The sequence below is a fragment of the Pseudomonas sp. LS.1a genome (assembly GCF_022533585.1).
Taxonomy (GTDB): domain Bacteria; phylum Pseudomonadota; class Gammaproteobacteria; order Pseudomonadales; family Pseudomonadaceae; genus Aquipseudomonas.
This window is the reverse complement of record NZ_CP092827.1, coordinates 926479-951352: the sequence shown is the minus strand read 5'-3', so window position 1 is coordinate 951352 and position 24874 is coordinate 926479. Positions and strand designations below refer to the sequence as shown.

Below are 24874 nucleotides of genomic sequence, written 5' to 3'. Positions count from 1 at the left end.
GTCGCTCGTCGTCCCGGTGGGATCAATCGACGGCGGACGTCTCAATCTTGTCCAGCTGGGCGGTTCGGCCTGCGACACGACGCAGGTCCTGGCGCTGGGCGACTTCCTGCACTTCACGGCGCATGACGAGGTCGGCCAGGCTGATGCCGCTGAGGAATTCATGGATTTGCTGGCTGAGGTCGCACCACAGGTGGTGGGTCAGGCAGGTGTCACCGGCATGGCAATCCCCGAGGCCCTGGCAACGGGTGGCATCGACCGATTCGTTGACCGCATCGATGACCTGGGCCACCTGGATGGTTTCCATGCCCCGCGACAGCTGGTAGCCACCGCCTGGACCACGCACGCTGGAGACCAGGCTGCTGCGGCGCAGCTTGGCGAACAGCTGTTCCAGATAAGAGAGGGAAATGCCCTGGCGCTCGGAAATGTCGGCCAAAGACACCGGCCCATGCTGCGCGTGCAACGCCAGGTCGAGCATGGCGGTCACGGCGTATCGGCCTTTGGTAGTCAGTCGCATGGCTATTGGGTACCACGGGAGTTACAGGATGTGAGCGAGTATGCGATTCCCGAGCATTTAAGTCAACTATTAGACCTAGTGCTTTAGTCGGGTTTGCATCGGGGAGGCGGGCGCGATTGTAGCAGACAGGGGGCGTGAGCACACGCCCCGTATGTCACCATGATTTCACCACGACGCAATCAATGCGACTGAGTGTCGCGCCGGGCCACCTGGGCAACTTCCTTGAAGTCATCTTCCGGCAGGGCTGGCAGCTCCTTGGCGCAGTAGTCGCTACCCATCCTGGTCAGGGCACCACACATACCCTCCAGCCGCTCGTCGACTGCCTGCAGGTGGTCGAGCATCTGGCCGATGGCACGGGCCACCGGGTCCGGCATGTCGCCACTGACACCATAGGCATCGAAGCCGATCTTCTCGGCCATGGCCTTGCGCTTGGCCTCGACCTCATCGTCTTCGTTCTTGACGATGATTCGCCCGGGGATACCGACCGCCGTCGCGCCGGCCGGCACTGCCTTGGTCACCACCGCATTGGAACCGATCTTGGCTCCGGCACCGACGGTGAACGGGCCCAGCACCTTGGCCCCGGCCCCTACCACCACGCCGTTTTCCAGGGTGGGATGGCGCTTGCCTTTGTTCCAGCTGGTGCCGCCCAGGGTCACGCCCTGGTAAAGGGTGACATCGTCGCCGATCTCGGCAGTTTCGCCGATGACGATACCCATGCCATGGTCGATGAAGAAGCGTCGGCCGATGGTGGCGCCGGGGTGGATCTCGATCCCGGTCAGCCAGCGGCCGAAGTTGGACACCAGGCGAGCCAGCCACTTGAAATCACGCTTCCACAGGGCATTGCCCAGGCGGTGCAGCCAGATGGCATGCATGCCCGGGTAGCAGGTCAGCACCTCGAAGGCGTTGCGCGCAGCCGGGTCACGATGGAATACGCTTTGAATATCTTCACGCAGGCGTTCGAACATCTGTCAGTCCTTCCGTTTATGCGGCTCGCCCCGGACCACTTTCTGGGTCTCGGTGAGGATGCCGCGCAAAATGCTCATTTCCGAACGTTCGACCGCAACCCGCCCATACAGCCGGCGCAGGCGCGGCATCAGGTGCTTGGGCTTGTCGGGGTCAAGGAAGCCGATGCCGACCAGGGTCTTTTCCAGGTGGTCGTAGAACAGCTCCATTTCGTCCATGGTCGCCAGCTCGCTGGCGTCAACCTTCTCGACCTTGCCCGGCGCTGCACCGGCAGCCAGCCAGGCCATGCGCACCTCGTACGAGAGCACCTGGACAGCGGCAGCCAGGTTCAGCGAGCTGAAGTCGGGGTTGGAGGGAATGTGCACGTGGAAGTGACATCGCTGCAGTTCTTCGTTGGTCAGGCCGGCGTGCTCACGCCCGAACACCAGGGCGATTTCCTCGCCACCCTTGGCATGCTCCACCGCCTTGGCCCCGCACTCGCGCGGGCCAATCAGCGGCCAGGGGATGCTCCGCTCGCGGGCGCTGGTGCCCATCACCAGGTTGCAGCCGACCAGCGCCTGCTCGAGGCTGTCGACCACCTGGGCATTGGCCAGCACATCGTCGGCACCCGAGGCTCGGGCACTGGCATCCTCGGCGGGGAACGCTTTCGGCTGCACCAGCACCAGACGCGACAAGCCCATGTTTTTCATGGCTCGCGCAGCGCCGCCGATGTTGCCGGGGTGGCTGGTATTGACCAGAACAACACGAATATTTTGCAGCAAGGTGTTGTGCTCACAGATGCAGGAATCAGGGCCTTCGATCTTACAGAACCGACAGACGTAACGCCACGAAAGCAAATGTGACACTTCTGCCGCCAAAGTTTTCTGCTAGAATGATCGGCTTTCTTCTTTAACATCTCCAGGTGACCCGCCCATGCAGCCTATGCTGAATATCGCCCTGCGCGCCGCTCGCAGCGCCAGTGAACTGATTTTCCGCTCCATCGAACGCCTGGATAGCATCAAGGTCGATGAGAAAGAGGCCAAGGACTACGTTTCCGAAGTCGATCGCGCCGCCGAGCAGAGCATCGTCAACGCCCTGCGCAAGGCCTACCCGAACCACTCCATCCAGGGCGAGGAAACCGGCCTGCACGCGGGTAGCGGCGAAGAAGGCAAGGATTACCTGTGGATCATCGACCCGCTGGACGGCACCACCAACTTCCTGCGTGGCATCCCGCACTTCGCGGTCAGCATCGCCTGCAAATACCGTGGCCGCCTTGAGCACGCCGTGATCGTCGACCCGGTGCGCCAGGAAGAATTCACCGCCAGCCGTGGCCGTGGCGCCCAGCTCAATGGTCGCCGCCTGCGTGTCAGCTCGCGCACCAGCCTTGAAGGCGCCCTGCTGGGCACCGGCTTCCCGTTCCGCGACAGCCAGATGGCCGACCTGGACAACTACCTGGGCATGTTCCGTGCCCTGACTGGCCAGACCGCCGGCATCCGCCGCGCCGGCTCCGCCAGCCTGGACCTGGCCTACGTGGCTGCTGGCCGTTTCGACGCCTTCTGGGAGTCGGGCCTGTCCGAATGGGACATGGCCGCCGGCGTGCTGCTGATCCAGGAAGCGGGCGGCCTGGTAAGCGACTTCAACGGTGGCCATGACTTCCTCGAGAAGGGCCATATCGTTGCGGGCAACATCAAGTGCTTCAAGGCCGTGCTGACTGCTATCCAGCCGCACCTGCCAGAGAACATGAAGCGCTAAGCGCGGATTGCCGGCACAAAAAAAGCACCCCTCGGGGTGCTTTTTTTTTGCCTGCCAGTTTTGTACTGCCTGTGCTGGCCTCTTCGCGGGTAAACCCGCTCCCACAGTGATACGACAACCTCAGGGGCATTGGTGTATCTGTGGGAGCGGGTTTACCCGCGAAGAGGCCGGTTCAGGCAACATCAATCACTGGCCAGCTTCGCTGAGGATCAGCTTGCCATTCTTGTCCAGTGGAATGGTCGACCCGGGCTCGTGGTCCATCTTCACCTGCCCTACCTTGTCGCCAATGGTGTACTTCACGTTGTAGCCCACCACTTTCTCACTGATGTCGTTGACCGTGTTGCAGCGGGTTTGCGTGGTGGTGTAGGTGTCACGCTCCTGCATGCCTTCCTGCACCTTGTTACCGGCATAACCACCACCGACCGCACCAGCCACCGTGGCGATCTTCTTGCCGCTACCACCACCGATCTGGTTACCCAGCAGGCCACCGGCAATGGCGCCCACCACGGTACCGGCGATCTGGTGCTGGTCCTTGACCGGTGCCTGACGCGTCACGGCGACGTCCTTGCAGACCTCACGGGGGGTTTTCACCTGTTGTTTGATCGGTTGCACGTCGGTGACCTGCGCATACTCAGGCCCCTTGTTGACCAAGCTGTAGGTCGCGACAGCACCTCCGGCAGTCACACCGACAGCACCCAGTACCGCACCCACAAGCATTGATTTGTTCACATGAACCTCCTGATCATAACCCGCGGATCCAACCCGCCTTCTCCCAGCCTTGGAGTAAAAAAAAAGGCGCGAGTTCAACACTCGCGCCTTTCTGGCCGCCAAACGGCGTGGAACACGCCTTACGGGCGGTCGTCCACACCGTCGGTCTTGGCCGGCGGGATCAGGTCTTCACTGCTCAGGTTCAGCCAGATCAGTACCACGTTGGCGATATAGATCGACGAATAGGTACCGGCCATGACGCCGATGAACAGAGCCAGCGAGAAGCCGAACAGGTTGTCGCCACCGAAGAACAGCAGCGCGGCAATGGCCAGCAAGGTCGAAACCGAGGTGGCGATGGTCCGCAGCAGGGTCTGGGTGGTGGAAACGTTGATGTTCTCGATCAGCGAGGCCTTGCGCATGACGCGGAAGTTCTCGCGCACCCGGTCGAACACGACGATGGTGTCGTTCAGCGAGTAGCCGATGATCGCCAGCACCGCCGCCAGCACCGTCAGGTCGAAGGTGATCTGGAAGAACGACAGGATACCCAGGGTCACCACCACGTCGTGGATCAGCGAGACGATCGCGCCCACCGCGAACTTCCACTGGAAGCGGAAGGCCAGGTAGATGAGGATGCCGCCCAGGGCCAGGAGCATGCCCATGCCACCCTGGTCGCGCAGCTCTTCACCCACCTGCGGGCCCACGAACTCGACACGCTTGACCTTGGCCGGGTTGTCGCCGCCGGCCTTCTGCAGGGCTTCAGCCACCTTGTTGCCCAGCTGCGGGTCATCGCCCGGCATGCGCACCAGCAGGTCGGTGGTGGCGCCGAAGCTCTGCACCACGGCCTCGTGGAAGCCGGAGTTGACCAGCTCGGCACGCACCGCCTTGAGGTCGGCCGGGCGCTCGTAGGTCAGCTCGATCAGCGTACCGCCGGTGAAGTCCAGGCCGAAGTTCAGGCCCTTCTGCCACCAGCTGAACAACGCCAGCACGGTGAGGAGCACGGTAACGGCGAACGCGACATTGCGCACGCCCATGAAGTTGATGGTTTTCATCGCAGCTCCCTCAAACCCACAGCTTCTTGATGTCACGCCCGCCGCAGGTCAGGTTGACCATGGCGCGGGTCACCATGACGGCGGTGAACATCGAGGTGAAAATCCCGAGGGACATGGTGACCGCAAAGCCCTTGACCGGGCCGGTACCCATGGCGAACAGGATGCCGCCGACCAGCAGGCTGGTCAGGTTGGCGTCGATGATCGCGGTGTAGGCGCGGTTGAAGCCTTCGTGAATGGCGCGTTGCACCGACATGCCGGCGTTCAGCTCTTCGCGGATACGCGAGAAGATCAGCACGTTGGCGTCCACCGCCATACCCATGGTCAACACGATACCGGCAATACCCGGCAGGGTCAGGGTGGCGCCCAGCAGCGACATCAGCGCCAGCAGCAGGACCATGTTGCCCGCCAGGGCGATGGTGGCGATCACACCGAAGGCACGGTAGATGGCGATGATGAACAGCGAGACGAACAGCATGCCCCACAGCGACGCATCGATACCCTTGGTGATGTTGTCGGCACCCAGGCTTGGGCCGATGGTGCGTTCTTCAGCGAAGTACATCGGCGCGGCCAGGCCACCGGCACGCAGCAGCAGGGCCAGTTCGGACGATTCGCCCTGGCCGTTCAGGCCGGTGATGCGGAACTGGCTGCCCAGCGGCGACTGGATGGTCGCCAGGCTGATGATCTTCTTCTCTTCCTGGAAGCTCTGTACGGCAACGTCCTTCTCGACGCCGTCGACGGTCTGCTTGACGTAGCGGGTGACCGGCTTCTGCTCGATGAAGATCACCGCCATGCTGCGGCCGACGTTGCTGCGGGTAGCACGGGTCATCAGCTCGCCACCGTGGCCATCCAGGCGGATGTTCACCTGCGGGCGACCTTGCTCGTCGAAGCTGGCCTGGGCGTCGGTCACCTGGTCACCGGTGATGATCAGACCGCGCTCGACCGCGGCGGAACGGCCACCTTCACGGAACTCGAACACTTCGGTAGTGGCCTTGGACGCGCCCGGTTCGGCACCGAAGCGGAACTCCAGGTTGGCGGTTTTACCCAGGATGCGCTTGGCTTCGGCAGTGTCCTGCACGCCTGGCAGCTCGACCACGATGCGGTTGGCGCCCTGGCGCTGGACCAGCGGCTCGGCCACGCCCAGTTCGTTGACCCGGTTGCGGACGGTGGTGAGGTTCTGCTTGATCGAGTATTCGCGGATCTCGGCGACTTTCGCCTGGGTCAGCGCCAGACGCAGCACGGCGAGCTCGTTACGCTCGGTGGTGGTCAGGTCGAAGTCATTGAAATTCTTGCGGATCAGGGCACGTGCCTGTTCGCGGGTTGCATCGTCAGCGAAGCCCAGCATGATGCCGCCATCCTGCTGAGGCAGGCTGCGGTAGCGGATGCGCTCTTTGCGCAGCAAGGTCTTGACCTCGCCTTCGTAGACTTTCATGCGGGCGCTCATGGCCTTGTCCATGTCCACTTCCAGCAGGAAGTGCACACCACCGGACAGGTCCAGGCCCAGCTTCATCGGGCTTGCGCCCAGGTTGCGCAGCCATTGCGGGGTAGTCTGGGCCAGGTTCAGGGCCACGACGTAATCATCGCCCAGTGCCTTGCGCACGACATCCTTGGCTGGCAGCTGGTCTTCCTGATTGGTCAGGCGGATCAGCCCGCTGCCCTTCTCACCCAGGCTCGCGCCCTTGACGGCGATCTTGGCATCGACCAGCGCCTTGCTGACGCGGTCGAGGTCGGCCTGGCTCACCTGCAGCGCCGAGCTGGCACCACTGATCTGTACCGCCGGATCATCCGGGTAGAGGTTGGGAGCGGAATAAATGAAACCGACCACCAGTACCAGCACGATCAGTGCATATTTCCACAGAGGGTATTTGTTCAGCATCACGCCGCCCGTTCAAGACGCGGGGCGCGTTGCGCGCCCCGACTGGAAAGAAAAACCGGTAACTCAGATAGCCTTGAGCGTACCTTTTGGCAGGGTGGCCGCGATGGCACCCTTCTGGAACTTCAGCTCGACGTTGTCGGAAACTTCCAGGACCACGAAATCATCGGAAACCTTGACGATCTTGCCGGCGATGCCGCCGTTGGTGACAACTTCGTCACCCTTCTGCAAGTTGCTCAGCAGGTTCTTCTGCTCTTTTGCACGCTTGGCCTGCGGGCGCCAGATCATCAGGTAGAAGATGACCAGGAAACCGACCAGGAAAATCCACTCGAAGCCGGTACCGGCTGGGCCGGCGGCAGGTGCTGCAGCGTCCGCGTATGCGGCGGGGATCAAGAAGCTCATTGGGCACTCCTAATGTAATTTTCTAATAATGGATGCAGACAGTCAGTCCAAAGGCGGTACGGGAAGCCCGCGCTTGGCGTAGAAGGCGTCGACAAAGGCGGCCAATTTACCTTGTTGAATAGCCTCGCGTAAACCGGCCATCAAGCGCTGGTAATGGCGCAAGTTGTGGATGGTATTCAGCATGCTGCTCAGCATTTCGCCGCACTTGTCCAGGTGATGCAGATAGGCGCGCGAGAAGTTGGTGCAGGTGTAGCAGTCACAGGTCGGATCCAGCGGCGATTCATCGTGGCGATGGAACGCGTTGCGGATCTTGATCACCCCTGTATCGACGAACAGATGACCGTTGCGCGCGTTACGCGTCGGCATCACGCAGTCGAACATGTCGACGCCGCGGCGCACACCCTCAACGAGATCTTCCGGTTTGCCTACCCCCATAAGGTAACGAGGTTTGTCAGCAGGCATCTGGCCCGGCAGGTAATCCAGCACCTTGATCATTTCGTGCTTGGGCTCGCCCACCGACAGGCCACCGATGGCCAGGCCGTCGAAGCCGATGTTTTCCAGGCCTTCCAGCGAGCGCATGCGCAAGTCCTGGTACATGCCACCCTGGACGATACCGAACAGCGCCGCAGTATTGTCGGCGTGGGCGTTCTTCGAGCGCTGGGCCCAACGCAGCGACAGCTCCATGGAGGCGCGCGCCACATCGTGCTCGGCCGGGTACGGGGTGCACTCGTCGAAGATCATCACCACGTCCGAGCCCAGGTCACGCTGCACCTGCATCGACTCTTCCGGGCCCATGAACACCTTGGCGCCATCGACCGGCGAGGCGAAGGTCACGCCCTCCTCCTTGATCTTGCGCATGGCGCCCAGGCTGAACACCTGGAAGCCACCGGAGTCGGTGAGGATCGGGCCTTTCCACTGCATGAAGTCGTGCAGGCCGTTGTGCTTCTTGATCACCTCGGTACCCGGGCGCAGCCACAGGTGGAAGGTGTTGCCGAGGATCATCTCGGCACCGATGGCCTCGATGTCGCGTGGCAGCATGCCCTTGACCGTGCCATAGGTGCCCACCGGCATGAACGCCGGGGTTTCCACGGTGCCCCGTGGGAAGGTGATGCGGCCACGACGGGCCTTGCCGTCGGTGGCCAGCAGTTCGAAGGACATTCGACAGGTGCGACTCATGCTTGATCCTCGGGCCCGCGTGGCGCCGGATTGCGGGTGATGAACATGGCATCACCGTAACTGAAGAAGCGGTACCCCTGCTCGACCGCCGCCGCGTAGGCGGCCATGGTCTCGGGGTAGCCGGCGAAGGCCGAGACCAGCATCAGCAGCGTGGACTCCGGCAGGTGGAAATTGGTGACCAGCGCGTCGACCACATGGAACGGCCGGCCCGGGTAGATGAAGATGTCGGTGTCGCCGCTGAAGGCCTTGAGCACGCCACCGCGCGCCGCGCTCTCCAGCGAACGCACGCTGGTGGTGCCGACCGCGATCACCCGGCCGCCACGGGCACGGCAGGCCTCGATGGCATCGACCACATCCTGGCCCACTTCGAGCCACTCTTTATGCATGTGGTGGTCTTCGATCCTGTCGACCCGCACCGGCTGGAAGGTGCCCGCGCCCACGTGCAAGGTGACGAACGCCCGCTCGACGCCCTTGGCGGCGATCTTTTCCAGCAGCGCCTCGTCGAAGTGCAGGCCTGCAGTGGGCGCGGCGACCGCACCGGCACGTTCGGCGTACACGGTCTGGTAGCGCTCACGGTCGGCGCCTTCGTCCGGGCGGTCGATGTAGGGCGGCAGCGGCATATGGCCGACGCGGTCGAGCAATGGCAGCACCTCTTCGGTGAAGCGCAGCTCGAACAGCGTGTCATGGCGCGCGACCATTTCGGCCTCGCCGCCGCCATCGATGAGGATCACCGCGCCTTCCTTCGGCGCCTTGCTGGCACGGACATGCGCCAGCACCCGGTGGCTGTCGAGCACGCGCTCGACCAGCACTTCCAGCTTGCCGCCGGAAGCTTTCTGGCCGAACAGGCGCGCCGGGATCACCCGGGTGTTGTTGAACACCATCAGGTCGCCCGGGCGCAGGTACTCGAGCAGGTCGGGGAATTGCCGGTGCGCCAGCGCGCCGGTTGGCCCATCGAGCACCAGCAGACGGCTGCCATGGCGCTCGGCCAACGGGTGGCGGGCGATCAGGGAATCAGGGAGTTCGAAGGAAAAATCGGCGACGCGCATGATAATGTTCGGTTCGGCAGGGCCGGGAAGTTTAGCCCAATGTGTGAAAATTGACCATGAAAGCCGATTGACCGACCAGCGGCGGCTCTCTATACTGCGCGCCACATGCCCTGATGGCGGAATTGGTAGACGCGGCGGATTCAAAATCCGTTTTCGAAAGGAGTGGGAGTTCGAGTCTCCCTCGGGGCACCAAGATCCGGAAAAACCGACCTTATGGTCGGTTTTTTTTTGCCTGCGATTTAGGCGCGCCGACGCGATCTCTGTGGGAAATCGCCCAGCCCTTTGAGCTGCGCTGTCGTACAGGGAACAATGTTCGAGAGCGTGTCACCTTCCCTTGTGGGAGCGGGCGTGTCGAGGCGCCGCGCTGCAGCTCAGCGCTCAGGCGTTCTTCATGCCGAGATCTTCAGCAAACCGAAGCAGGTACCCGTCCGGGTCCTGCACCAGGAAATTGCGCTGCCCCACCAGCATGCCCCCTTTGCGGTACCAGCGCTCTTCAATCGGTTTTCTGAGGGCATGGCCCGCATCCTCCAGCGCCGCCACCATTGCGCTTGCATCAGCGCATTCGATCGACAGGTTGATCCCCCGACCATAGGGCGCCTCCAACGGGCCAACCCGCCAGGGTGACTCACTCTGCCAGTCCTGCTCCAGCATCAGCTGGCTGCCACCGAAGGACAGAAAGGCGAAATGCTCTTCTGGCCGCTCGTACTCAATCCTGAAGCCAAGTACGCCGCAGTAAAATGCCAGGCTGCGCGACAGATCCGAAACGATCAGCTCGGGCACCAATGGGTTCAGCTTCAACAAGGCTCTGATTCCTTTCAACTCGAACACTGATGGGCTTTCTGGATACAGCTGATCGTGCCCATCCGCTACCTGGCAAGGACTCGAACACATCATCTGGTCGGCAACTTTTCAGGTTGATGCGGTCACCCATGTTCCGCTGCCAACATTGACCTGAACTGAGAAACGATCTCTGCAGGTAACCCGGCACCTTCGAACACTGCACAAGTGAAGCTAACGGGCGCAGGGCCTGGAGCAGTAATGATACGTTCGGCAACCACAGCTACCGGACTGCTTCGATAAAGCAAGCTCCCTGCATAACCTGCGGCATTCCGTTGCAGGAAATCCGCGCTATTCGAAGTATGAGGAACCGTGTCGAGGAGCCCGGCCCTGGCAAGTGCCAGCGTTCCCCCACAGATACCGGCAATTGTCGCCCCACGTGAACGACTGGCATGAAGAAAGTCCCGGATGTCCGGGGCCTCTGCACGCTCCCAGACCATCCCTCCAATGATGACGACAACGTCCGGTTGCCAGTCCAGACATTGCTGCAAATCGCTATCGACAGTTACAGCCAATCCGCCCTGCGAGCAGAACTGCCCCGTAGCAGAAGCGAAAAACCTGACATCGATCCCGTAAAACGGGGATGCAGTTCCAGCAATGAAAGCATATTCCCAGTCCGCAAAACCTGGGGTCAGTATCAAACCCACACGTGCCATCAAAATCCTCCATGAATGCCAATAACGTTTCCGGGCTTGGTTGCAATCAGCGCCAACGATCCAGTTGCCCCTGCGCACGGCTGCTGAAAATCGTCAGCAGCTCGCTCAGTGTATGCGCTGACGGTTCGGCCGTGCGGGTCACCGCATACAAGGTGATCGGCAATGCCGGGGCCAGCGGACGAACCGCGGTCGCCCCAGGCGCCGCGCCAAGGGCGGTGAAGGGGTCGATGACCGCCAGCCCAGCACCGGATTCGACCATCGCCCTGGCCAGTGAATAGGTCTGCACCGCAATGCTCACCCGAGGCGGCGGCTCCACCGCCTTGAGGTAGCTGTCGAGGCGCACCGACAGCGGGTCGGCGCTGGACAGCCCGATCAAGGGCGCGCCGGCCAGTGCCGCCAACGGCAGCGGCTTGCCTTCATCCTCCAGCGGCCAATAACCGGCCGGTGCCAATGCCACCAGAACCCCGCTGGCCAGCGCCTGAGCCTTGAGCGCAGGGTGATCTGGCTGCTGCAGGGTCAGGGCGACATCGATCTCCCGCATCAACAGGTTCTGCACCAGTTCGCGACTGTGGGCGCTGGACAGCTCGCAAGCGATGTCCGGATAACGCTGGGTCCACTCATGAATGGCCGGCGGCAGCAGCGACAGGGCCAGTGCCGGGGTCGCACCGATCCGCAGGCTGTGGCCCGGCGCGCGACGCAGGCTTTGCGCCAGGCGTCGCACGCCTTGCAGGCTCTCCGTGACTTTGTCGACCTCACGCTCCAGCTCCAGCGCTTCGGGCGTGGGCTGCAGTTTGCCACGCACCCGCAGGAACAACGGAAAGCCCAGTTGCTGTTCGGCGTGCTGCAGAACCTTGGTCACGGCAGGTTGGGAAACGTGCAGCAACTGTGCGGCACCACTGACCGAACCGGTCTGGCGGATAGCCTGGAAAATCTCGATATGGCGAAGGCGCATGGCAAGTCCATAACCTTTGTTTATGGCTCAGCGATCTTTATTCATTTTTCGCCAGCTGTCACCTGGCCCTAACCTCAAGCTCGTTTTCAACAACGACCAAGGACTGACATGGCTCAGCATGTATGCATCATCGGCGGTGGCGTCATTGGCCTGTCAACCGCTTACGCACTGGTACGCGACGGCTTTGACGTGACGCTGATCGAGGCGCGCGATTCGCTGGGCAGTGAAACCAGCTTCGCCAACGGCGGCCAGCTGTCCTATCGCTACGTGGCGCCGCTGGCCGACGCCGGGGTGCCCTTGCAGGCCATTGGCTGGATGCTGCGTGGCGACTCGCCGCTCAGATTGCGCCCGCGCTTCGATCCTGCACAGTGGCGTTGGATGGCCTCATTCCTCGGGGCTTGCCGCTCCTCGGTCAACCGCGCCAACGCAGGCCACCTGTTGCGCCTCGCGCTGTTGAGCCAGTCGACCTTGCAAGCCTGGCGTGAAGAAGATGGCCTGAGCGGTTTCCATTGGCGGCGCAACGGCAAGCTGGTCACCTTTCGCCAGGCCGGCAGCTTCGAACATGCGCGCAAGAACCTTGCCGCGCCCCAGCAACAACAGGTGCTGTCGCACGCCGACTGCACCCGCCTGGACCCGGCACTGGCGGATGCGCCCTTTGTCGGCGCCATCTATACCCCGGATGAAGAAGTCGGCGATTGCCACGGCTTTTGCCAGCAACTGGCGGCGCGCTTGAAGGCGTCGGGACGCTGCAAATTCCGCCTGGGCCAGGCGGTGTCCGGAATTCGCCATGCACATGGCGTGGTGAGTGCGATCGAACTGGGCGACGAGGTGCTGCCAGTGGAGCATCTGGTCGTCGCGGCCGGCCATCGCAGTGCCTTGCTGGCACTGCCGGGTGTCGACCTGCCGCTGTACCCGCTCAAGGGTTATAGCCTGACAGTTCCGATCGGTGCCCAGCACCGGGCGCCGGACCTGAGCATCACCGACTACGACCGCAAGATCGTCTACGCCCGGATCGGCGAACAGTTGCGGGTGGCGGCGATGGTCGACATTGTCGGTTTCGACCCGTCGCTGGACCCCAAGCGCCTGGCCTTGCTCAAGCGCCAGGCCCGCGAGACCTTCGCCAATGCCGGTAATTATGACTACGCCATCGAATGGGCCGGCATGCGTCCGGCCACCCCTAGCGGCGTGCCGCTGCTGGGCGCAACGGCGTATCGCAACCTGTGGCTGAACCTTGGCCATGGTGCGCTGGGCTTTACCCTGGCCTGCGCCAGTGCACGATTACTCAGTGAACTGATCGGCCAGCGCCGCCCCTCCATCGACCTGCACGGTTTTACGCCCCGTGCGGCCTGAACGCTCACTCCTTGAAAGGACCACCCGATGACCATCCACCGTATCCAGCCCAATCCACGCTTGTCCGGCGCCGTGACCTTTGGCGACCTGGTGTTTCTCTCCGGCCAGGTGCCGAACGACGCCACCGAAGTCGGCGGCCAGACTCGCCAAGTACTGGAAAAGATCGACGCATTGTTGGCCGAGGCGGGCAGCGACAAGGATCATCTGCTCAGCGCGACCATTTACCTGAAGGACATCGGCAAAGATTTCGCGGCGATGAATGACGTCTGGTCTGCCTGGCTGTCGCCCGGCCAGGCACCCAGTCGCACCACCTTGCAGGCCGAACTCGCGCGCCCGCAAGTGCTGGTGGAAATAACCGTCATCGCGGCACGTCGCTAACCCCCTCACCTGCAACGGAGAACAACAATGCAAAAAATCACGTTGATCGGCTGCACCCTCGCCCTGTTGCTGGGCACTCAGGCCCATGCTGACGAAGCAGCGCTGGGGCCTACCTTGAGCAAGATTGCCAAGGCCAACAGCATCACCCTGGGCTATCGCGATGCTTCAGTGCCGTTCTCCTACGTGGGCGATCACTCGGGCCAACCCATGGGCTACTCGGTAGATCTGGCGAACAAGATCGTCGAGCGGGTGCAGCAGAAGCTGGCCTTGCCCCAGCTCAAGGTGAAGTACAACCTGGTGACATCGCAAACCCGCATTCCGCTGGTACAGAACGGTACCGTCGACCTGGAGTGCGGCTCGACCGGCGTCACCGCAGAGCGACAGAAGCAGGTGGCGTTTTCCTATGGGTTCATCTATGTCAAAGGCCAGTTGCTGACGGCCAAGGACAGCGGGATCAAGCACTTCGCCGACCTGCGCGGCAAGAATGTGGTGACCACCGCCGGCACCACCAACGAACGCTTCCTGAAGAGCTACAACGTCGATAACAAGATGGACATGTCCGTGATCAGCGCCAAGGACCATGGCGAAGCTTTCCAGATGTTGCAGTCCGGCCGGGCGGCGGCGTTCTACATGGATGATGCACTGCTCTACGGCGAACGCGCCAAGGCCCGCGACCCGCACAACTGGGTGGTGGTCGGGGAAGAGCAGTCGCGGGAAATCTACAGCTGCATGGTGCGCAAGGATGACCCGCAGTTCCTCGCGCTGGTGAACGCGTCGCTGGGCGAACTTTACAGTTCAGGGGAAATCAACGGGATCTACCAACGCTGGTTCCAACAGCCGATTCCGCCTAAAGGCTTGAACCTGGAGTTCCCGATGACCAGCGAACTCAAGGCCATCTTTGCCAAGCCGGTGAGTGATCCGGTGCAGTAGCTTGGGCCCGGTGTCCATACCCGCAGGGATCAAGGAGCGGCAGTGACCCGCAAGCATCACTGCCAAACGTCGCTACTGTGGAGCGTTATTACCGCAGTAGCGACTCGCCCTCTTACGGGTTAATCAGAGGTTTTATCCGTCACCAGGGTTTGAGGATTGCTCCTCCCCCAAACAGTAGCAAGGTCAACCAGCAAGGTTCCGCTGAGCGCTTCAATTTCACCCTGGGTGATCTTGCTCTCCCCTTGTTTACCCAAGAGCACAACCTGATCGCCAGCCCGCACAGCCGGGATATCTGTCACGTCCACCATGACGGTATTCATGGCAACTTTCCCTACCACTGGCGCACGCTGCCCATTAACCAGGACAACGCCCTTATTGGTAAACGCGCGACGGTAGCCAACCGAGAACCTCACTGGAATATTCGCAAGTTTTGAATCACGACTCAGTGTCACTGTCCGGTCATACCCCACGGTATTGCCTTCAGGGTATTGGTTAACAGACGCCACGTATGACTTGGCCTGCATGACAGGTTTGTTCATGCAACCGCTTTGTCTGCCAGTTCCCAGCCCTCAGGCCGTAGCGTGTGCCAGTCGCTGACCTGTTGATAGGCATGGCCGATGCGCAGGATCAGTGGCTCGGCGAAGGCTCGCCCGACAACCTGCATCGAGACAGGCATACCCTTTTCATCGAACCCGATGGGCAGCGCCACCGAACACAGGTTCATCAAGTTGGCGAACCGCCCCAGCAAGGCCAGTGGCGTGCCATATTCGTCGACCTCCTCCAACGGCACACTGCCAATAGCGTTGGTCGGGAAAACACAGGCGTCTATGTTGGTCATGGCCTCGTGCATGGCTTGCCGAGCGGCACGGCGCTGATTGTGCAACTGGATATACGACGCCGCGTCGATGGCGCGACCACCAAGTATGCGCCGTTGGACATGGGGGTCGAAACGCAGGTCGTCACGCTCGAACAAGCGACCCAGGCTGGCATAACCCTCAGCGCTCATCAGGCCACCAGCGATGCGCATGCATTGCTCCAACGACGTGGGTAGCGGCTGTTCGATCAATTGCATACCCAACGCGGCCAACTGCTTGAGCCCCAGGTCGTAAGCCTTCAGTACTCCGGGCGCGACATGCGCTCGCTCGGCCTCCGGCAACACCCAGATGCGCAAACCGGCTACTGGCCGATCGAGACCGGCAGCGGCGCTGAATACCGGTGCCTGGGCCGAAACCGGATCCAGCGGGTCTGGGCCCAGCAGGGCATCCAGCATCCACGCTGCATCTTCAACCGTGTGCGTGATAGGCCCTACCGAATCCAGCGAAGGGCACAGCTCGATCAAGCCATGGCGGCTGACGAGCCCACGCGTGGTTTTCAACCCGACCAAGCCGCACATACCCGCCGGAATCCGCACCGAACCGCCGGTATCGGTCCCCAACGCAGCGCTCGCCAACCCGCTGGCCACGGCCACTGCCGAACCGCTGCTTGAACCACCCGGAGCGCGATGGACATCACGGTCCCACGGGTTCCACGGCGTGCCCATCACCGCGTTGGTGCCCCAGCCACCGAAAGCGAATTCGACCGTTTGGGCCTTGCCAAGAATGATCGCGCCGGCACGCTCCAGGCGTTGCACTGCAGTGGCGGTCAGCCTCGAAACACGCGGTTCCTGCGCCAACGAACCACCCGTGATGGCCTGCCCTTCGATCTCGAACAAGTCCTTGATCGCCAGAGGAATGCCATGCAGCGGCCCCAGGTGTATGCCGGCCGCACGTTGGCGATCCGCAGCAATGGCTGCACTCAAGGCTCGCGAGGGATAGGCCTCGACATAAGCATTCAGCTGCTCGTCAAAACGCTCGATGCGCGCCAGTTGCGCACGTACCAGCGCTTCGCTGGTCAGCGAGCCGGCCTGCAGCGCCTGTTGCAACTGGGCAATGCTGTGGGAAGCTACCTGATCCATGGTGTTCATATGTTCAACCTCGCACGGTTTTGCGTCCGCGTGAAACATGCTTTTCCAGCACACGCGACAGCATTGAAAGAGGGAAGGCGATAACGAAATAGAACAGCCCTACCAGCAGGAAGACATGCATTGGCAGGAAGGTTTCCGAAGCGATGGCCCGCGCTGCCAGCATCAACTCGTCGGTGGCGATCAGGGCACACAACGAGCTGTCCTTGAGGATCGACACGTAGGCGTTGAGCAGTGGCGGCAAAATGACGCGAAACACTTGCGGCAGGATGACGGTGGTAAACGCTTTGAACGGCGTCAATCCGATCGCGATTGCCGCTTCGCGCTGGCCGCGATGCAACGAATCCAGGCCGCCACGCAGAATTTCCGCAACGTACGCGGCCCCCTGCAAACCCAGGCCGATGGCCCCGGCCCAATAGCCGGACAAGGTCAACCCCAGGCTGGGCAGCGCGAAATACAGGGCCAGCAGCAACGCCAGAAGCGGTACTGCACGCATGCTCTGGATAAAGAACGCTGCCAACCGCCTCAGAATCGCGCTCGGGCTTCGCATCGCCCAGACCAGCAGCGCGCCCAGCACGACCGCCAGGGCGAACCCTAACAGGGACAATTCGGCGGTGACCCGGGCACCAAGCATCAGGCGGACGCTCCAGTCGCTCCAGTACTCCGGGTATTGCTGAAAGAAACTGATCATCGCGCACTCCCCAGATGACGTTCGAGCCTGATGAATCCCACACCGATCGGCAGAATCATCACGGCGTAGATGCACATCACTGCCAGGTAGATCAGCGACGTCTGGAAGGTGGACGTCACCAGATTGCGCGCCAGGAACATGATCTCCGGCACGGCAATGGCTGAGGCGATGGAGGTGTCCTTGATCAGTTGCGTGACGTAGTTGGCGAACGCTGGCAACGTCAGGCGCAGGGCCTGGGGCAAGAGAATGCAGCGCAGAATCTGCATCCGGCTCAGGCCGACAGCCAACCCGGCTTCATGCTGACCGACATGCAGCGACTGCAAGCCACTGCGGAAAATGTCGGCCAACACCGCACTGCCTACCAGACTCAAGCCAACGATGGCGGCCAGCCACGCGGGCAAGTTGATACCAAGGTAGGAGAGACCAAAATAGATCAGGAACAGATGCGCCAGCGCGGGAACATTGCGCATCCACTCAATGAAACAGCCGACCACGCCATGCAGCAGCCGTGAGCGGCTGAACGTCAGCAACACGGCCAGTACCACGCCACCGGCACTCGCCAGCAGCAAGGTACACAGCGCGATTTCCAGGGCGGTGAGCGCGCCTTTCAACAACAGGGGCAATAGCCCGAGAAAGACCTCGAAGTTCGCCATCAAGCGCCCTCCATGGCCATGCGCCCGAGAAAACTGCGGGTACGCTCATGACGTGGGCTGTCGATTACCTGCGCCGAAGGCCCTTGCTCGACAATGTGTCCGCCGTCCATGAAGATCACCCGATCCGCCACATCCCGAGCGAAGCGCACTTCATGGGTGACCATGATCATGGTGCGGCCCTCTTGCGCCAGCTCACGAATCACGGCCAGTACTTCCCCCACCAGTTCGGGGTCCAGTGCCGAGGTTGGCTCGTCGAACAGGATGACTTTTGGTTGCTGGGCCAACGCGCGGGCGATAGCCACCCGCTGTTGTTGTCCGCCGGACAACTGCTCGGGATAGACCTCGGCCTTGTGTCGCAGGTGGACCTTTTCCAGCATGGCATCAGCCAGCTCGTAGGCCTGCTTGCGCGGCATGCCTTGTGCCTTTATCGGCCCCAGCGCGACGTTGTCGCGCACATTCAGATGTGGCCAGAGGTAGAAAAGCTGGAACACCATGGCGATCTCGCGTCGCTGTGGGGCCATTTCCCGATCACTCATCAGGCGTATGCGTTTGCCATCCTTGACCTGCCCGATCAACTCGTCACCCAGCCAGATATCGCCTCGGGTGGGTTTTTCCAGGTAATTGATGCAACGCAGGCAAGTCGACTTTCCCGACCCGCTGGGGCCGATCAACGACAGGGTTTCGCCGGCTTTCAACTCCAGGTTGATGCCCTTGAGCACCTCCAGCTCACCATAGCTTTTATGCAGGTCATGCACGCGCAGCAGCGCAGGTTCGGACGGGGTCGACATCTTGGTTAACCTCTTTATTGTTATAGGTACGGCGATGGAACCGGCAAAGGCCGATTCATCCGCTCAAGCGCTTACTTGCAACCAGGCAGTTGCCAGTCCGCCGGGCGGTCGACACTCAGCCTCAGGTTCTTGCCTTCCGGCACATACCAGACATCCTGGGACAAGCCGTAGCGGGCACCGATCTTGCGCATTTCGCAGCTTTTCCAGAGGGTCTGGATCTGCTCGTTCACGGCAGCCACAAGCTGCGGGCTTGCCTCTTTATTGAAGCCGTACACCACCTGCCCCAGGCCCGTCAGCAGCGGAAAATCAGGGTCGTTGTCAGTGAAGGCGTTGAAACGCAGGTGCCATTGCTGATTGCGGAAAATGGCGTATTGCATGACCGGCGGATCGCCAATCACTGCATCGATACGCCCGGCGAGCAGATCGCGCACTGCGGCATCGGAGGTGTCGTACAGCGCGACTTGCAAGCCTTCGATCTTGCGCATCTCGGGAATGAACGAGAAACCCGTGATAGTGCCGACCTTCTTGCCCTGCAAATCCTTGAGGCTGCTCCAGTTGGTCTTGTCGGTCTGGGTGATGCCGTTCTTGAAATAGTGAATCGGGTCGCTCACGGTCATGATCTTCGCGCGCTGCTCGGTCCAGCCCATGGTGCCGGCCATGACATCCACGCGATTGGCTTGTACCGAGGCAATGGTGCTGGCCCAGTCCATCAAGGCCGGCTTGACCTTCAAACCCAGCTTCTCAGCGATTTGTTGAAGGATTTCACCATCGTAGCCGACCATCCGGCTGTCCTGATAACCGGTCCCCGGCATGTCCCCGGTGAACGCGACGGTCAGGCTTCCCGGCTCTACCGTTTCCAGTGCGAATGCCGGTAGCGAAGCCAGCATGGATACCAGCAAACCCGCATAGATACCGGCAAACCGTTGAACGTTGGGCTTCTTCATCACGTGCTCCCTGATTGTTTTTCTATGAACAGCATGGTGTTGGGCAGGCGCTCATCGTATGGTGATCAGCGGCATAACTTGTTGGATGGTTTGCAGGAATGATTGAATATTTGCGACATTTCGGAGATGCACTGCCCAACGCCTCCAGCGCAAGCCTCGTGGAAGCGCTTGACCAGGGTCAGGCACGACATCCGCCAAGCCGACGCGGCGCCACTGAGTTGTCCATAGGTATCGTGCTATGGCCGCGCTTCCCCTTGCTGTCACTCTCGGGGCTGACCGATGCGTTGCGACATGCTGCCGATACGGGCGATCAGAGCCGCCCGATACGATGCCAATGGAAAGTCCTCGGTACCCCCGGGCAAAGAGTCATTTCCAGTTGCGGGCTTGATGTACCCATCGACAGTGAACTCACCGACCCTCATCAATTTGATTACATCGTGGTGATTGGCGGGCTACTGGATTACCTGGAGGCAGCGCCGAAGACTTATCCGGCATTCCTGCATCAGGCAGCCGCCGCTGACGTTCCATTGATCGGCCTATGCACAGGCAGCTTCGTGCTCGCGCGACATGGCCTGATGGAGGGGCGTACTGCCTGCGTGCATGCCTACCATTGCGATGACTGGAAACGCCTGTTCCCGCGATTGCGCTTTGTCAGCAACAGTGACTTCCTGATCGACAAGGATCGGATCACCTGCGCAGGTGGCATCTCGGTGATTGAGTTGGCCATCCATCTTATCGGGATGCATTGCGGCCCGGATCGCGCCGGCAAGGTCGTGCACCAGATGACCGTCGCGAAAAGCAGCTCTGGCAGTTTCGTCGATCGGCGCAAGGCACTTGGCTACGCCAGCTCTTCGAACAGGCGCCTGCATGAAGCCGTGATGCTGATGGAAAAGCACATGACCGAGCCTTTGGATATCGATGCGATCGCGAACCTTGTCGGTACCAGTAAACGGCAACTGGAGCGGCTGTTTGTCGCCGAAACCAGTAGCACCCCGGCCCAGTTCTATCGCCAGGTTCGACTCAGGTTTGGCCGCTGGCTGCTCATCAGCTCGGATCGACATATCGGAGAAATCGCTTTCGAATGCGGTTTTGCCGATGCTCCCCATTTCATTCGGCATTTCCAGAACCTCTTCGGCATGTCCCCCGGTAAATTGCGCAAAGAGCTGATGCGAAACGCGACCCCGACCAAGGGGGAAGTGGTTTCATAAATAGTGAGCATTGACCCGTGGCGGGGCAGAATATGACTTCGCGGGCACGCCCGCCCACACCGATACTGCCCCGCCCCTTGTGGGGAGCGGGCTTGCCCGCGAAGTGGCCCGACCAGCAGCACACAAGGACTTGCCATGCACCTGACCCACCGCCCCGTACGGCCCGACGATATCCCTGGAATCTGCAGCTTCCCGCAAAGCCCGGCCGAACTGTTCTACATGTTCCCCAAAGCCAGCTACCCGCTCTCCCCCGCCCAGCTGAACGATGCCATCGCCCAGCGCAGCGGCTCCACGGTGGTGGAAGGCAACGGCACGGTGCTGGCATTCGCCAACTTCTACAAGGCCGAACACGGCGGCGTGTGCGCCCTGGGCAACGTGGTCGTGGCCCAGGCCGCACGCGGCCAGGGCGTAGCGCGCTACCTGGTCACTGCCATGATCGAACTGGCCCGCCAACAGTTCGCAGCGCGGGAGGTATGGGTGTCGTGCTTCAACCACAACACAGCGGGCCTGCTGCTTTATCCACAGCTGGGCTTCGTGCCGTTCGGCATCGAGGAACGGCAAGCGTGGGATGGCTCGCGGGTGGCATTGGTGCAGATGAAACAGGTGTTGATCCAACCCGGCTGAGTCAGCGAGGCACTGCATGGGGCTGGGCGAGAAGATCCAAAATCCCTTGCAACAATCACACACCGAACCTTCGCCCTGCCTCGACGTCGGATCCTGCATCTGCCAATTTTCGAGGTAGCCCGCGTGAAAGGCATCATTGTCCGCAAGTACCGCCTGGCCGTGAAAACCATCGGCTACATCGGCTGGTCGCTGTTCTGGCTGCTGATCTGGGATGTGCTGGTCACCATCGATTTCATGCTGTTCTTCAACAGCAAGTTCACCCTGCCGCTGATCCCGTTGACCTTGCTGGGCTCGGCGCTGGTGGTGCTGGTGAGCTTTCGCAACAGCAGCGCCTACAACCGCTGGTGGGAGGCGCGCACCTTGTGGGGGGCGCTGGTCAACAGTTCGCGCAGCTTCGCGCGGCAGGCACTGACCCTGATCGATAACCCGGATGATGGCCTCAACCCGGTCAAGGCTACCCTGTTGCGCCGGCATATCGCCTATGTGAACTGCCTGGCGGCGCACTTGAAGGGTGAGCGCTGCCCGGATGAACTGATGGCGTTCATTCCGCCGGCGGAATTCGAGCGGCGCAACCGCTCGAACAACTTCGCCAACGACATTCTGAGTGGTTCGGCGGCGTTGCTGGCGCGGGAGTACCAGGCCGGGCGGCTGGACAGCATTCGCCTGGCAAGGCTGGAATCGACGCTGGTAGACCTGTCCAATGCCCAGGGTGGCATGGAGCGGATCGCCAATACGCCGCTGCCCTACCCTTATGTGTACTTTCCGCGGCTGTTCATCACCCTGTTCTGCCTGATCGTGCCGGTGGGGCTGGTGGAGTCGCTGGGCTGGTTCACGCCGCTGGCTTCGACGGTGGTGGGCTTCATGCTGCTGGCCATCGAGCGGATCGGGACAGATTTGCAGAGCCCGTTCAGGTTCAGTGAGCACCAGATCCAGATGGACAGCATTTGCGAGACGATCGAGCGGAACCTGGAGTCGATGCAGCGGGAGGCGCAGTGTGCCGAAGTTGGTGGTGCCTGATCGATTTTGGGGCTGCGTTGCGGCCCCGGCTATCGATCAGGCCCGCACATAGCGCTGGCGCAACACATCACTCAATGCATCCACCAACAACACCAGCACCAGCATCCCCATGATCACCGTGCTGGCCTGGGCCTCCTGGAACAGGCTCAAGGTGGTGTACAGCATCTGCCCCAACCCGCCAGCCCCGACAAACCCCAGCACGCTGGCCATGCGGATGTTGTTCTCCCAGCGATACAGGCTGTAAGCCAACAGCTGCGGCCACAGATTGGGCAAGGTGCCAAAGAAGAATGCCGCTACCTGGCTGCCGCCCTGCAAGCGGATGGCCGCCGCCGGCTCCGGCGGTGCGTTCTCCAGCGCTTCGGCAAACAACCGCCCCAGCACGCCAGCGGTATGCAGCGCCAAGGCCAGGGTACCGGCATTCGGCCCAAGCCCGGCTGCCAGCACCGTCAGCGCGGCCCACACCAGTTCCGGGATGGCCCGCAGGGCATTCAGCAGCAGCCGCGCGCAGGCCTGCAACGGCCAACCGAACCGGCCAGCAGCCGGCAGCGCCAACAGCATGCCCAACACCATGGCCAACAGGGTGCCCAGGCCTGACATGGCCAAGGTTTCCAGCGCCCCGTGCGCAACCGCGCGCAGGTGCCCGGCAGACAGGTCCGGGTGCAGGAAACGCCCGGCATATTCCCCCATCTGCCCCGGCCCGCCGTTGCCGACCAGCGCCTGCAAGTCCAGCTCCAGGTAGGCGAACGAGGCCATCACAGCAGCAACGATGGCGCCTAGCACCAGCAAGTTGATCACCCGGTTCATGCCAGCCTCCAGCGCAGGAAGCGGCTGAGCAGGTCGGCCAGCATCACCAGGACCAGGAACGTCAGCAGCATGCTCGCCACTTCCGCACCCGCGAACATGCGCATCGACAGGTCGATCTGCTGCCCCAGCCCGCCAGCACCGACAAAGCCCATCACCACCGAGGCGCGTACTGCGCACTCCCAGCGGTACACGGTGTAGGACACCACCTCGGACACCGCACTGGGCAGGATGCCGTAGAGAAACGCAGCCAGGCGGCCACTACCCGCCTGCAGCAAGGCATGGGCCGGGCGCTGGTCGACCGACTCGAAGATCTCGGCATAGACCTTGCCGAGCATGCCGCTGTAGGTGATGGCGATGGCCAGCACGCCCGCCGTCGGCCCCAGCCCCACGGCCCGCACGAACAGCAACGCCCAGACGATTTCCGGCACACTGCGCAGGAAAATCAGCAACCAGCGCACCGGCAGGCGCAGCAGGCGCGACCACAACCCTGCGCGACCACCATGGGAGGCGGCGCGCAACGACAGGGCACGGCTGGCCAGCAGGCCGGCAGGAACCGCCAGCAGCAACGCCAACGCCATGCCGGCCGTGGCCACGGCCAGGGTCTGCAAGGTGGCGTCATACAGCAGCGAAAGGAAGTCGGCATCGTGTGCTGGCGGCCAGAAGGCACTGGTGAAACTGGCGATCTGCTGGCGGTTCTGCGCCTGCAGCAGTACCCCGGGGTTCAGTTCGCTCAACCGGACGCCAGGCCACAGCACTGCCACCGCCAGCAGGGTCAGCAGCAACCGCGGCAGCAGCGCCGGGTCGCGGGCATCAAGCTTCAGCATCGCGGAATCTGCACGGTCAGGGTCGGCCCCTGGCTTGGCGGTGAAGCCAGTTGTTCGTTGGCGTACAGCGCATCCAGCAACTGTTCGGTCACCGCTTGCGCCGGGCAGTCGAACACCACTTGCCCTTCGCGGATACCAATTACCCGCGGGAAGTGCGCAAGCGCCAGGTCCACGGCATGCAGGCTCGCCACCAGGGTCACGCCATTGGCCTGGGCGTGGCGGTTGAGCAAGGCCAGGCTATGGTCGGCCAGCACCGGGTCCATGGCCGACACCGGCTCGTCGGTCAACAGCACCTGCGGCCGCTGGTAGAGCGCCCGGGCAATTCCCACCCGCTGCAACTGGCCACCGGACAATTGCCCGCACTGCACGAACAGTTTGTCGGCCAGGCCCAGTTCGGCCAGTACCTGGCGCGCCCCCGGCACATCGCTGGGGTACAGCAGGTTGAGCAAGCCTCGCAGCATGCCCCACTGCCCAAGGCGGCCGGCCAGCACCGCCGTCACCACCCGCTGGCGCGGCGGCAAAGGCGGCGCCTGGTGCACCAGGCCGACCCGCGCACGCAGGCGCTGGCGGGCCCTGGCAGACAATGCCCAGGGCTGCTCGCCGAGCAGCTCCAGGCGCCCGCTGCTGGGTTGGATGGCGGTCGCCATCAGGTGCAGCAAGCTGGACTTGCCCGCCCCCGAAGGCCCGATGATGGCGACGCGCTCGCCTTCACCGATGCGCAGGCTCACTGCGTCAAGCGCACGCACCTGGCCATGGCGCAGCCCGGCCCCGTGCAGATGAATAGCCACGTTGGAAGCCA

At 62.1% G+C, this 24874-nt stretch carries 27 protein-coding genes, 1 tRNA gene and 1 pseudogene; 8 read left to right on the top strand and 21 right to left on the bottom strand.

Features of this window, described 5'->3' with window-relative positions:
• Nucleotides 1-22 precede the first annotated feature (22 nt).
• The 3 genes from iscR to trmJ all read right to left on the bottom strand — a co-directional run bounded on the left by iscR (nt 23) and on the right by trmJ (nt 2238).
• A complete protein-coding gene (iscR, locus tag MKK04_RS04395; protein WP_008092572.1) occupies nt 23-514 on the bottom strand; it encodes a Fe-S cluster assembly transcriptional regulator IscR in 492 nt (163 codons plus the stop codon).
• Nucleotides 515-693: 179 nt separating this feature from the next.
• Nucleotides 694-1479 carry a serine O-acetyltransferase gene (gene cysE, locus MKK04_RS04390; protein ID WP_207834799.1) on the bottom strand — a complete coding sequence of 262 codons (786 nt, stop codon included), beginning with the start codon at nt 1477-1479 and terminating at the stop codon, nt 694-696.
• Between the two features lie 3 nt (nt 1480-1482).
• Nucleotides 1483-2238, bottom strand: a complete 756-nt coding sequence (trmJ, locus tag MKK04_RS04385) for a tRNA (cytosine(32)/uridine(32)-2'-O)-methyltransferase TrmJ (protein ID WP_241106287.1) — start codon at nt 2236-2238, stop codon at nt 1483-1485.
• Nucleotides 2239-2389: 151 nt separating this feature from the next.
• Here trmJ and suhB point away from each other — a divergent pair, with 151 nt between their 5' ends.
• Nucleotides 2390-3208: a type III secretion system regulator SuhB gene (gene suhB / locus MKK04_RS04380; RefSeq protein WP_003257850.1), complete on the top strand. Its 819-nt coding sequence runs from the start codon at nt 2390-2392 to the stop codon at nt 3206-3208.
• Nucleotides 3209-3394: 186 nt separating this feature from the next.
• Here suhB and MKK04_RS04375 read toward each other — a convergent pair whose 3' ends face one another.
• From MKK04_RS04375 to queA, 6 genes are all read right to left on the bottom strand, one after another.
• Nucleotides 3395-3937 (bottom strand): glycine zipper 2TM domain-containing protein, encoded by a 543-nt coding sequence (locus tag MKK04_RS04375; protein WP_013971012.1) that lies wholly within the window; start codon nt 3935-3937, stop codon nt 3395-3397.
• A gap of 119 nt (nt 3938-4056) precedes the next feature.
• Nucleotides 4057-4965, bottom strand: a complete 909-nt coding sequence (secF, locus tag MKK04_RS04370; protein ID WP_013971011.1) for a protein translocase subunit SecF — start codon at nt 4963-4965, stop codon at nt 4057-4059.
• Nucleotides 4966-4975: 10 nt separating this feature from the next.
• Nucleotides 4976-6838 carry a protein translocase subunit SecD gene (secD, locus tag MKK04_RS04365; protein WP_207834804.1) on the bottom strand — a complete coding sequence of 621 codons (1863 nt, stop codon included), beginning with the start codon at nt 6836-6838 and terminating at the stop codon, nt 4976-4978.
• Between the two features lie 63 nt (nt 6839-6901).
• Complete coding sequence (gene yajC / locus MKK04_RS04360; protein WP_003259111.1) at nt 6902-7237, bottom strand: preprotein translocase subunit YajC; 336 nt, start codon at nt 7235-7237, stop codon at nt 6902-6904.
• Nucleotides 7238-7279: 42 nt separating this feature from the next.
• A complete protein-coding gene (gene tgt / locus MKK04_RS04355) occupies nt 7280-8395 on the bottom strand; it encodes a tRNA guanosine(34) transglycosylase Tgt (protein WP_172827479.1) in 1116 nt (371 codons plus the stop codon).
• A 14-nt stretch (nt 8396-8409) separates the two neighbouring features.
• Nucleotides 8410-9459 carry a tRNA preQ1(34) S-adenosylmethionine ribosyltransferase-isomerase QueA gene (queA, locus tag MKK04_RS04350; protein ID WP_241106286.1) on the bottom strand — a complete coding sequence of 350 codons (1050 nt, stop codon included), beginning with the start codon at nt 9457-9459 and terminating at the stop codon, nt 8410-8412.
• 107 nt (nt 9460-9566) lie between these two features.
• Here queA and MKK04_RS04345 point away from each other — a divergent pair.
• A tRNA-Leu gene (locus tag MKK04_RS04345) sits at nt 9567-9651 on the top strand.
• A gap of 186 nt (nt 9652-9837) precedes the next feature.
• On the opposite strand, the gene MKK04_RS04340 is transcribed toward MKK04_RS04345, so the two are convergent.
• From MKK04_RS04340 to MKK04_RS04330, 3 genes are all read right to left on the bottom strand, one after another.
• Nucleotides 9838-10260, bottom strand: coding sequence for a bleomycin resistance protein (locus tag MKK04_RS04340; protein ID WP_241106285.1), 423 nt, complete (start codon nt 10258-10260; stop codon nt 9838-9840).
• A 122-nt stretch (nt 10261-10382) separates the two neighbouring features.
• On the bottom strand, nt 10383-10952 hold the full coding sequence (locus MKK04_RS04335) for a DJ-1/PfpI family protein (RefSeq protein WP_241106284.1): 570 nt from the start codon (nt 10950-10952) through the stop codon (nt 10383-10385).
• A 46-nt stretch (nt 10953-10998) separates the two neighbouring features.
• Complete coding sequence (locus tag MKK04_RS04330; RefSeq protein ID WP_233687270.1) at nt 10999-11904, bottom strand: LysR family transcriptional regulator; 906 nt, start codon at nt 11902-11904, stop codon at nt 10999-11001.
• Between the two features lie 108 nt (nt 11905-12012).
• Between MKK04_RS04330 and MKK04_RS04325 the strand changes: the two genes are divergently transcribed.
• From MKK04_RS04325 to MKK04_RS04315, 3 genes are read left to right on the top strand one after another with little or no spacing between them, the layout of a single operon-like run.
• Nucleotides 12013-13254 carry a D-amino acid dehydrogenase gene (locus MKK04_RS04325; RefSeq protein ID WP_207838058.1) on the top strand — a complete coding sequence of 414 codons (1242 nt, stop codon included), beginning with the start codon at nt 12013-12015 and terminating at the stop codon, nt 13252-13254.
• A 27-nt stretch (nt 13255-13281) separates the two neighbouring features.
• A complete protein-coding gene (locus MKK04_RS04320) occupies nt 13282-13632 on the top strand; it encodes a RidA family protein (RefSeq protein ID WP_207838056.1) in 351 nt (116 codons plus the stop codon).
• 27 nt (nt 13633-13659) lie between these two features.
• On the top strand, nt 13660-14562 hold the full coding sequence (locus MKK04_RS04315) for a transporter substrate-binding domain-containing protein (RefSeq protein ID WP_233687271.1): 903 nt from the start codon (nt 13660-13662) through the stop codon (nt 14560-14562).
• 119 nt (nt 14563-14681) lie between these two features.
• Here MKK04_RS04315 and MKK04_RS04310 read toward each other — a convergent pair.
• From MKK04_RS04310 to MKK04_RS04285, 6 genes and pseudogenes are all read right to left on the bottom strand, one after another.
• Nucleotides 14682-15095, bottom strand: a pseudogene (locus MKK04_RS04310) (alanine racemase C-terminal domain-containing protein); the annotation flags it as partial.
• 2 nt (nt 15096-15097) lie between these two features.
• A complete protein-coding gene (locus MKK04_RS04305) occupies nt 15098-16525 on the bottom strand; it encodes an amidase (protein WP_241106283.1) in 1428 nt (475 codons plus the stop codon).
• A gap of 4 nt (nt 16526-16529) precedes the next feature.
• On the bottom strand, nt 16530-17156 hold the full coding sequence (locus MKK04_RS04300; RefSeq protein WP_233687273.1) for an amino acid ABC transporter permease: 627 nt from the start codon (nt 17154-17156) through the stop codon (nt 16530-16532).
• Between the two features lie 53 nt (nt 17157-17209).
• Nucleotides 17210-17866 (bottom strand): amino acid ABC transporter permease, encoded by a 657-nt coding sequence (locus tag MKK04_RS04295; protein WP_063911298.1) that lies wholly within the window; start codon nt 17864-17866, stop codon nt 17210-17212.
• Nucleotides 17866-18654 (bottom strand): amino acid ABC transporter ATP-binding protein, encoded by a 789-nt coding sequence (locus tag MKK04_RS04290; protein WP_063911297.1) that lies wholly within the window; start codon nt 18652-18654, stop codon nt 17866-17868. Before MKK04_RS04290 ends, MKK04_RS04295 begins: the two co-directional genes overlap by 1 nt.
• Nucleotides 18655-18725: 71 nt before the next feature.
• Complete coding sequence (locus tag MKK04_RS04285) at nt 18726-19598, bottom strand: ABC transporter substrate-binding protein (RefSeq protein ID WP_207838049.1); 873 nt, start codon at nt 19596-19598, stop codon at nt 18726-18728.
• Nucleotides 19599-19696: 98 nt separating this feature from the next.
• Between MKK04_RS04285 and MKK04_RS04280 the strand changes: the two genes are divergently transcribed.
• From MKK04_RS04280 to MKK04_RS04270, 3 genes are all read left to right on the top strand, one after another.
• Nucleotides 19697-20806: a GlxA family transcriptional regulator gene (locus tag MKK04_RS04280; RefSeq protein WP_207838047.1), complete on the top strand. Its 1110-nt coding sequence runs from the start codon at nt 19697-19699 to the stop codon at nt 20804-20806.
• Nucleotides 20807-20941: 135 nt separating this feature from the next.
• Nucleotides 20942-21430 (top strand): GNAT family N-acetyltransferase, encoded by a 489-nt coding sequence (locus MKK04_RS04275; protein WP_233687274.1) that lies wholly within the window; start codon nt 20942-20944, stop codon nt 21428-21430.
• Between the two features lie 123 nt (nt 21431-21553).
• Nucleotides 21554-22447, top strand: a complete 894-nt coding sequence (locus MKK04_RS04270) for a bestrophin family protein (protein WP_241106282.1) — start codon at nt 21554-21556, stop codon at nt 22445-22447.
• Between the two features lie 36 nt (nt 22448-22483).
• Here MKK04_RS04270 and phnE read toward each other — a convergent pair whose 3' ends face one another.
• From phnE to MKK04_RS04255, 3 genes are read right to left on the bottom strand one after another with little or no spacing between them, the layout of a single operon-like run.
• Complete coding sequence (gene phnE / locus MKK04_RS04265; RefSeq protein WP_241106281.1) at nt 22484-23251, bottom strand: phosphonate ABC transporter, permease protein PhnE; 768 nt, start codon at nt 23249-23251, stop codon at nt 22484-22486.
• Nucleotides 23248-24075 (bottom strand): PhnE/PtxC family ABC transporter permease, encoded by an 828-nt coding sequence (locus MKK04_RS04260; RefSeq protein ID WP_241106280.1) that lies wholly within the window; start codon nt 24073-24075, stop codon nt 23248-23250. Before MKK04_RS04260 ends, phnE begins: the two co-directional genes overlap by 4 nt.
• A complete protein-coding gene (locus MKK04_RS04255) occupies nt 24069-24863 on the bottom strand; it encodes a phosphonate ABC transporter ATP-binding protein (protein ID WP_063911746.1) in 795 nt (264 codons plus the stop codon). Before MKK04_RS04255 ends, MKK04_RS04260 begins: the two co-directional genes overlap by 7 nt.
• Nucleotides 24864-24874: the final 11 nt, after the last annotated feature.

Bases quoted from the DNA above. Each gene is read 5' to 3' on its own strand.
- iscR (WP_008092572.1), bottom strand. From the start codon at position 514: ATGCGACTGACTACCAAAGGCCGATACGCCGTGACCGCCATGCTCGAC.
- queA (WP_241106286.1), bottom strand. From the start codon at position 9,459: ATGCGCGTCGCCGATTTTTCCTTCGAACTCCCTGATTCCCTGATCGCC.
- phnE (WP_241106281.1), bottom strand. From the start codon at position 23,251: ATGAACCGGGTGATCAACTTGCTGGTGCTAGGCGCCATCGTTGCTGCT.
- MKK04_RS04320 (WP_207838056.1), top strand. From the start codon at position 13,282: ATGACCATCCACCGTATCCAGCCCAATCCACGCTTGTCCGGCGCCGTG.
- secF (WP_013971011.1), bottom strand. From the start codon at position 4,965: ATGAAAACCATCAACTTCATGGGCGTGCGCAATGTCGCGTTCGCCGTT.
- MKK04_RS04280 (WP_207838047.1), top strand. From the start codon at position 19,697: ATGATTGAATATTTGCGACATTTCGGAGATGCACTGCCCAACGCCTCC.
- MKK04_RS04295 (WP_063911298.1), bottom strand. From the start codon at position 17,866: ATGGCGAACTTCGAGGTCTTTCTCGGGCTATTGCCCCTGTTGTTGAAA.
- MKK04_RS04285 (WP_207838049.1), bottom strand. From the start codon at position 19,598: ATGAAGAAGCCCAACGTTCAACGGTTTGCCGGTATCTATGCGGGTTTG.
- MKK04_RS04275 (WP_233687274.1), top strand. From the start codon at position 20,942: ATGCACCTGACCCACCGCCCCGTACGGCCCGACGATATCCCTGGAATC.
- suhB (WP_003257850.1), top strand. From the start codon at position 2,390: ATGCAGCCTATGCTGAATATCGCCCTGCGCGCCGCTCGCAGCGCCAGT.
- MKK04_RS04330 (WP_233687270.1), bottom strand. From the start codon at position 11,904: ATGCGCCTTCGCCATATCGAGATTTTCCAGGCTATCCGCCAGACCGGT.
- MKK04_RS04305 (WP_241106283.1), bottom strand. From the start codon at position 16,525: ATGAACACCATGGATCAGGTAGCTTCCCACAGCATTGCCCAGTTGCAA.
- yajC (WP_003259111.1), bottom strand. From the start codon at position 7,237: ATGAGCTTCTTGATCCCCGCCGCATACGCGGACGCTGCAGCACCTGCC.
- MKK04_RS04260 (WP_241106280.1), bottom strand. From the start codon at position 24,075: ATGCTGAAGCTTGATGCCCGCGACCCGGCGCTGCTGCCGCGGTTGCTG.
- tgt (WP_172827479.1), bottom strand. From the start codon at position 8,395: ATGTCCTTCGAACTGCTGGCCACCGACGGCAAGGCCCGTCGTGGCCGC.
- MKK04_RS04300 (WP_233687273.1), bottom strand. From the start codon at position 17,156: ATGCTTGGTGCCCGGGTCACCGCCGAATTGTCCCTGTTAGGGTTCGCC.
- MKK04_RS04315 (WP_233687271.1), top strand. From the start codon at position 13,660: ATGCAAAAAATCACGTTGATCGGCTGCACCCTCGCCCTGTTGCTGGGC.
- MKK04_RS04325 (WP_207838058.1), top strand. From the start codon at position 12,013: ATGGCTCAGCATGTATGCATCATCGGCGGTGGCGTCATTGGCCTGTCA.
- secD (WP_207834804.1), bottom strand. From the start codon at position 6,838: ATGCTGAACAAATACCCTCTGTGGAAATATGCACTGATCGTGCTGGTA.
- MKK04_RS04290 (WP_063911297.1), bottom strand. From the start codon at position 18,654: ATGTCGACCCCGTCCGAACCTGCGCTGCTGCGCGTGCATGACCTGCAT.
- cysE (WP_207834799.1), bottom strand. From the start codon at position 1,479: ATGTTCGAACGCCTGCGTGAAGATATTCAAAGCGTATTCCATCGTGAC.
- MKK04_RS04335 (WP_241106284.1), bottom strand. From the start codon at position 10,952: ATGGCACGTGTGGGTTTGATACTGACCCCAGGTTTTGCGGACTGGGAA.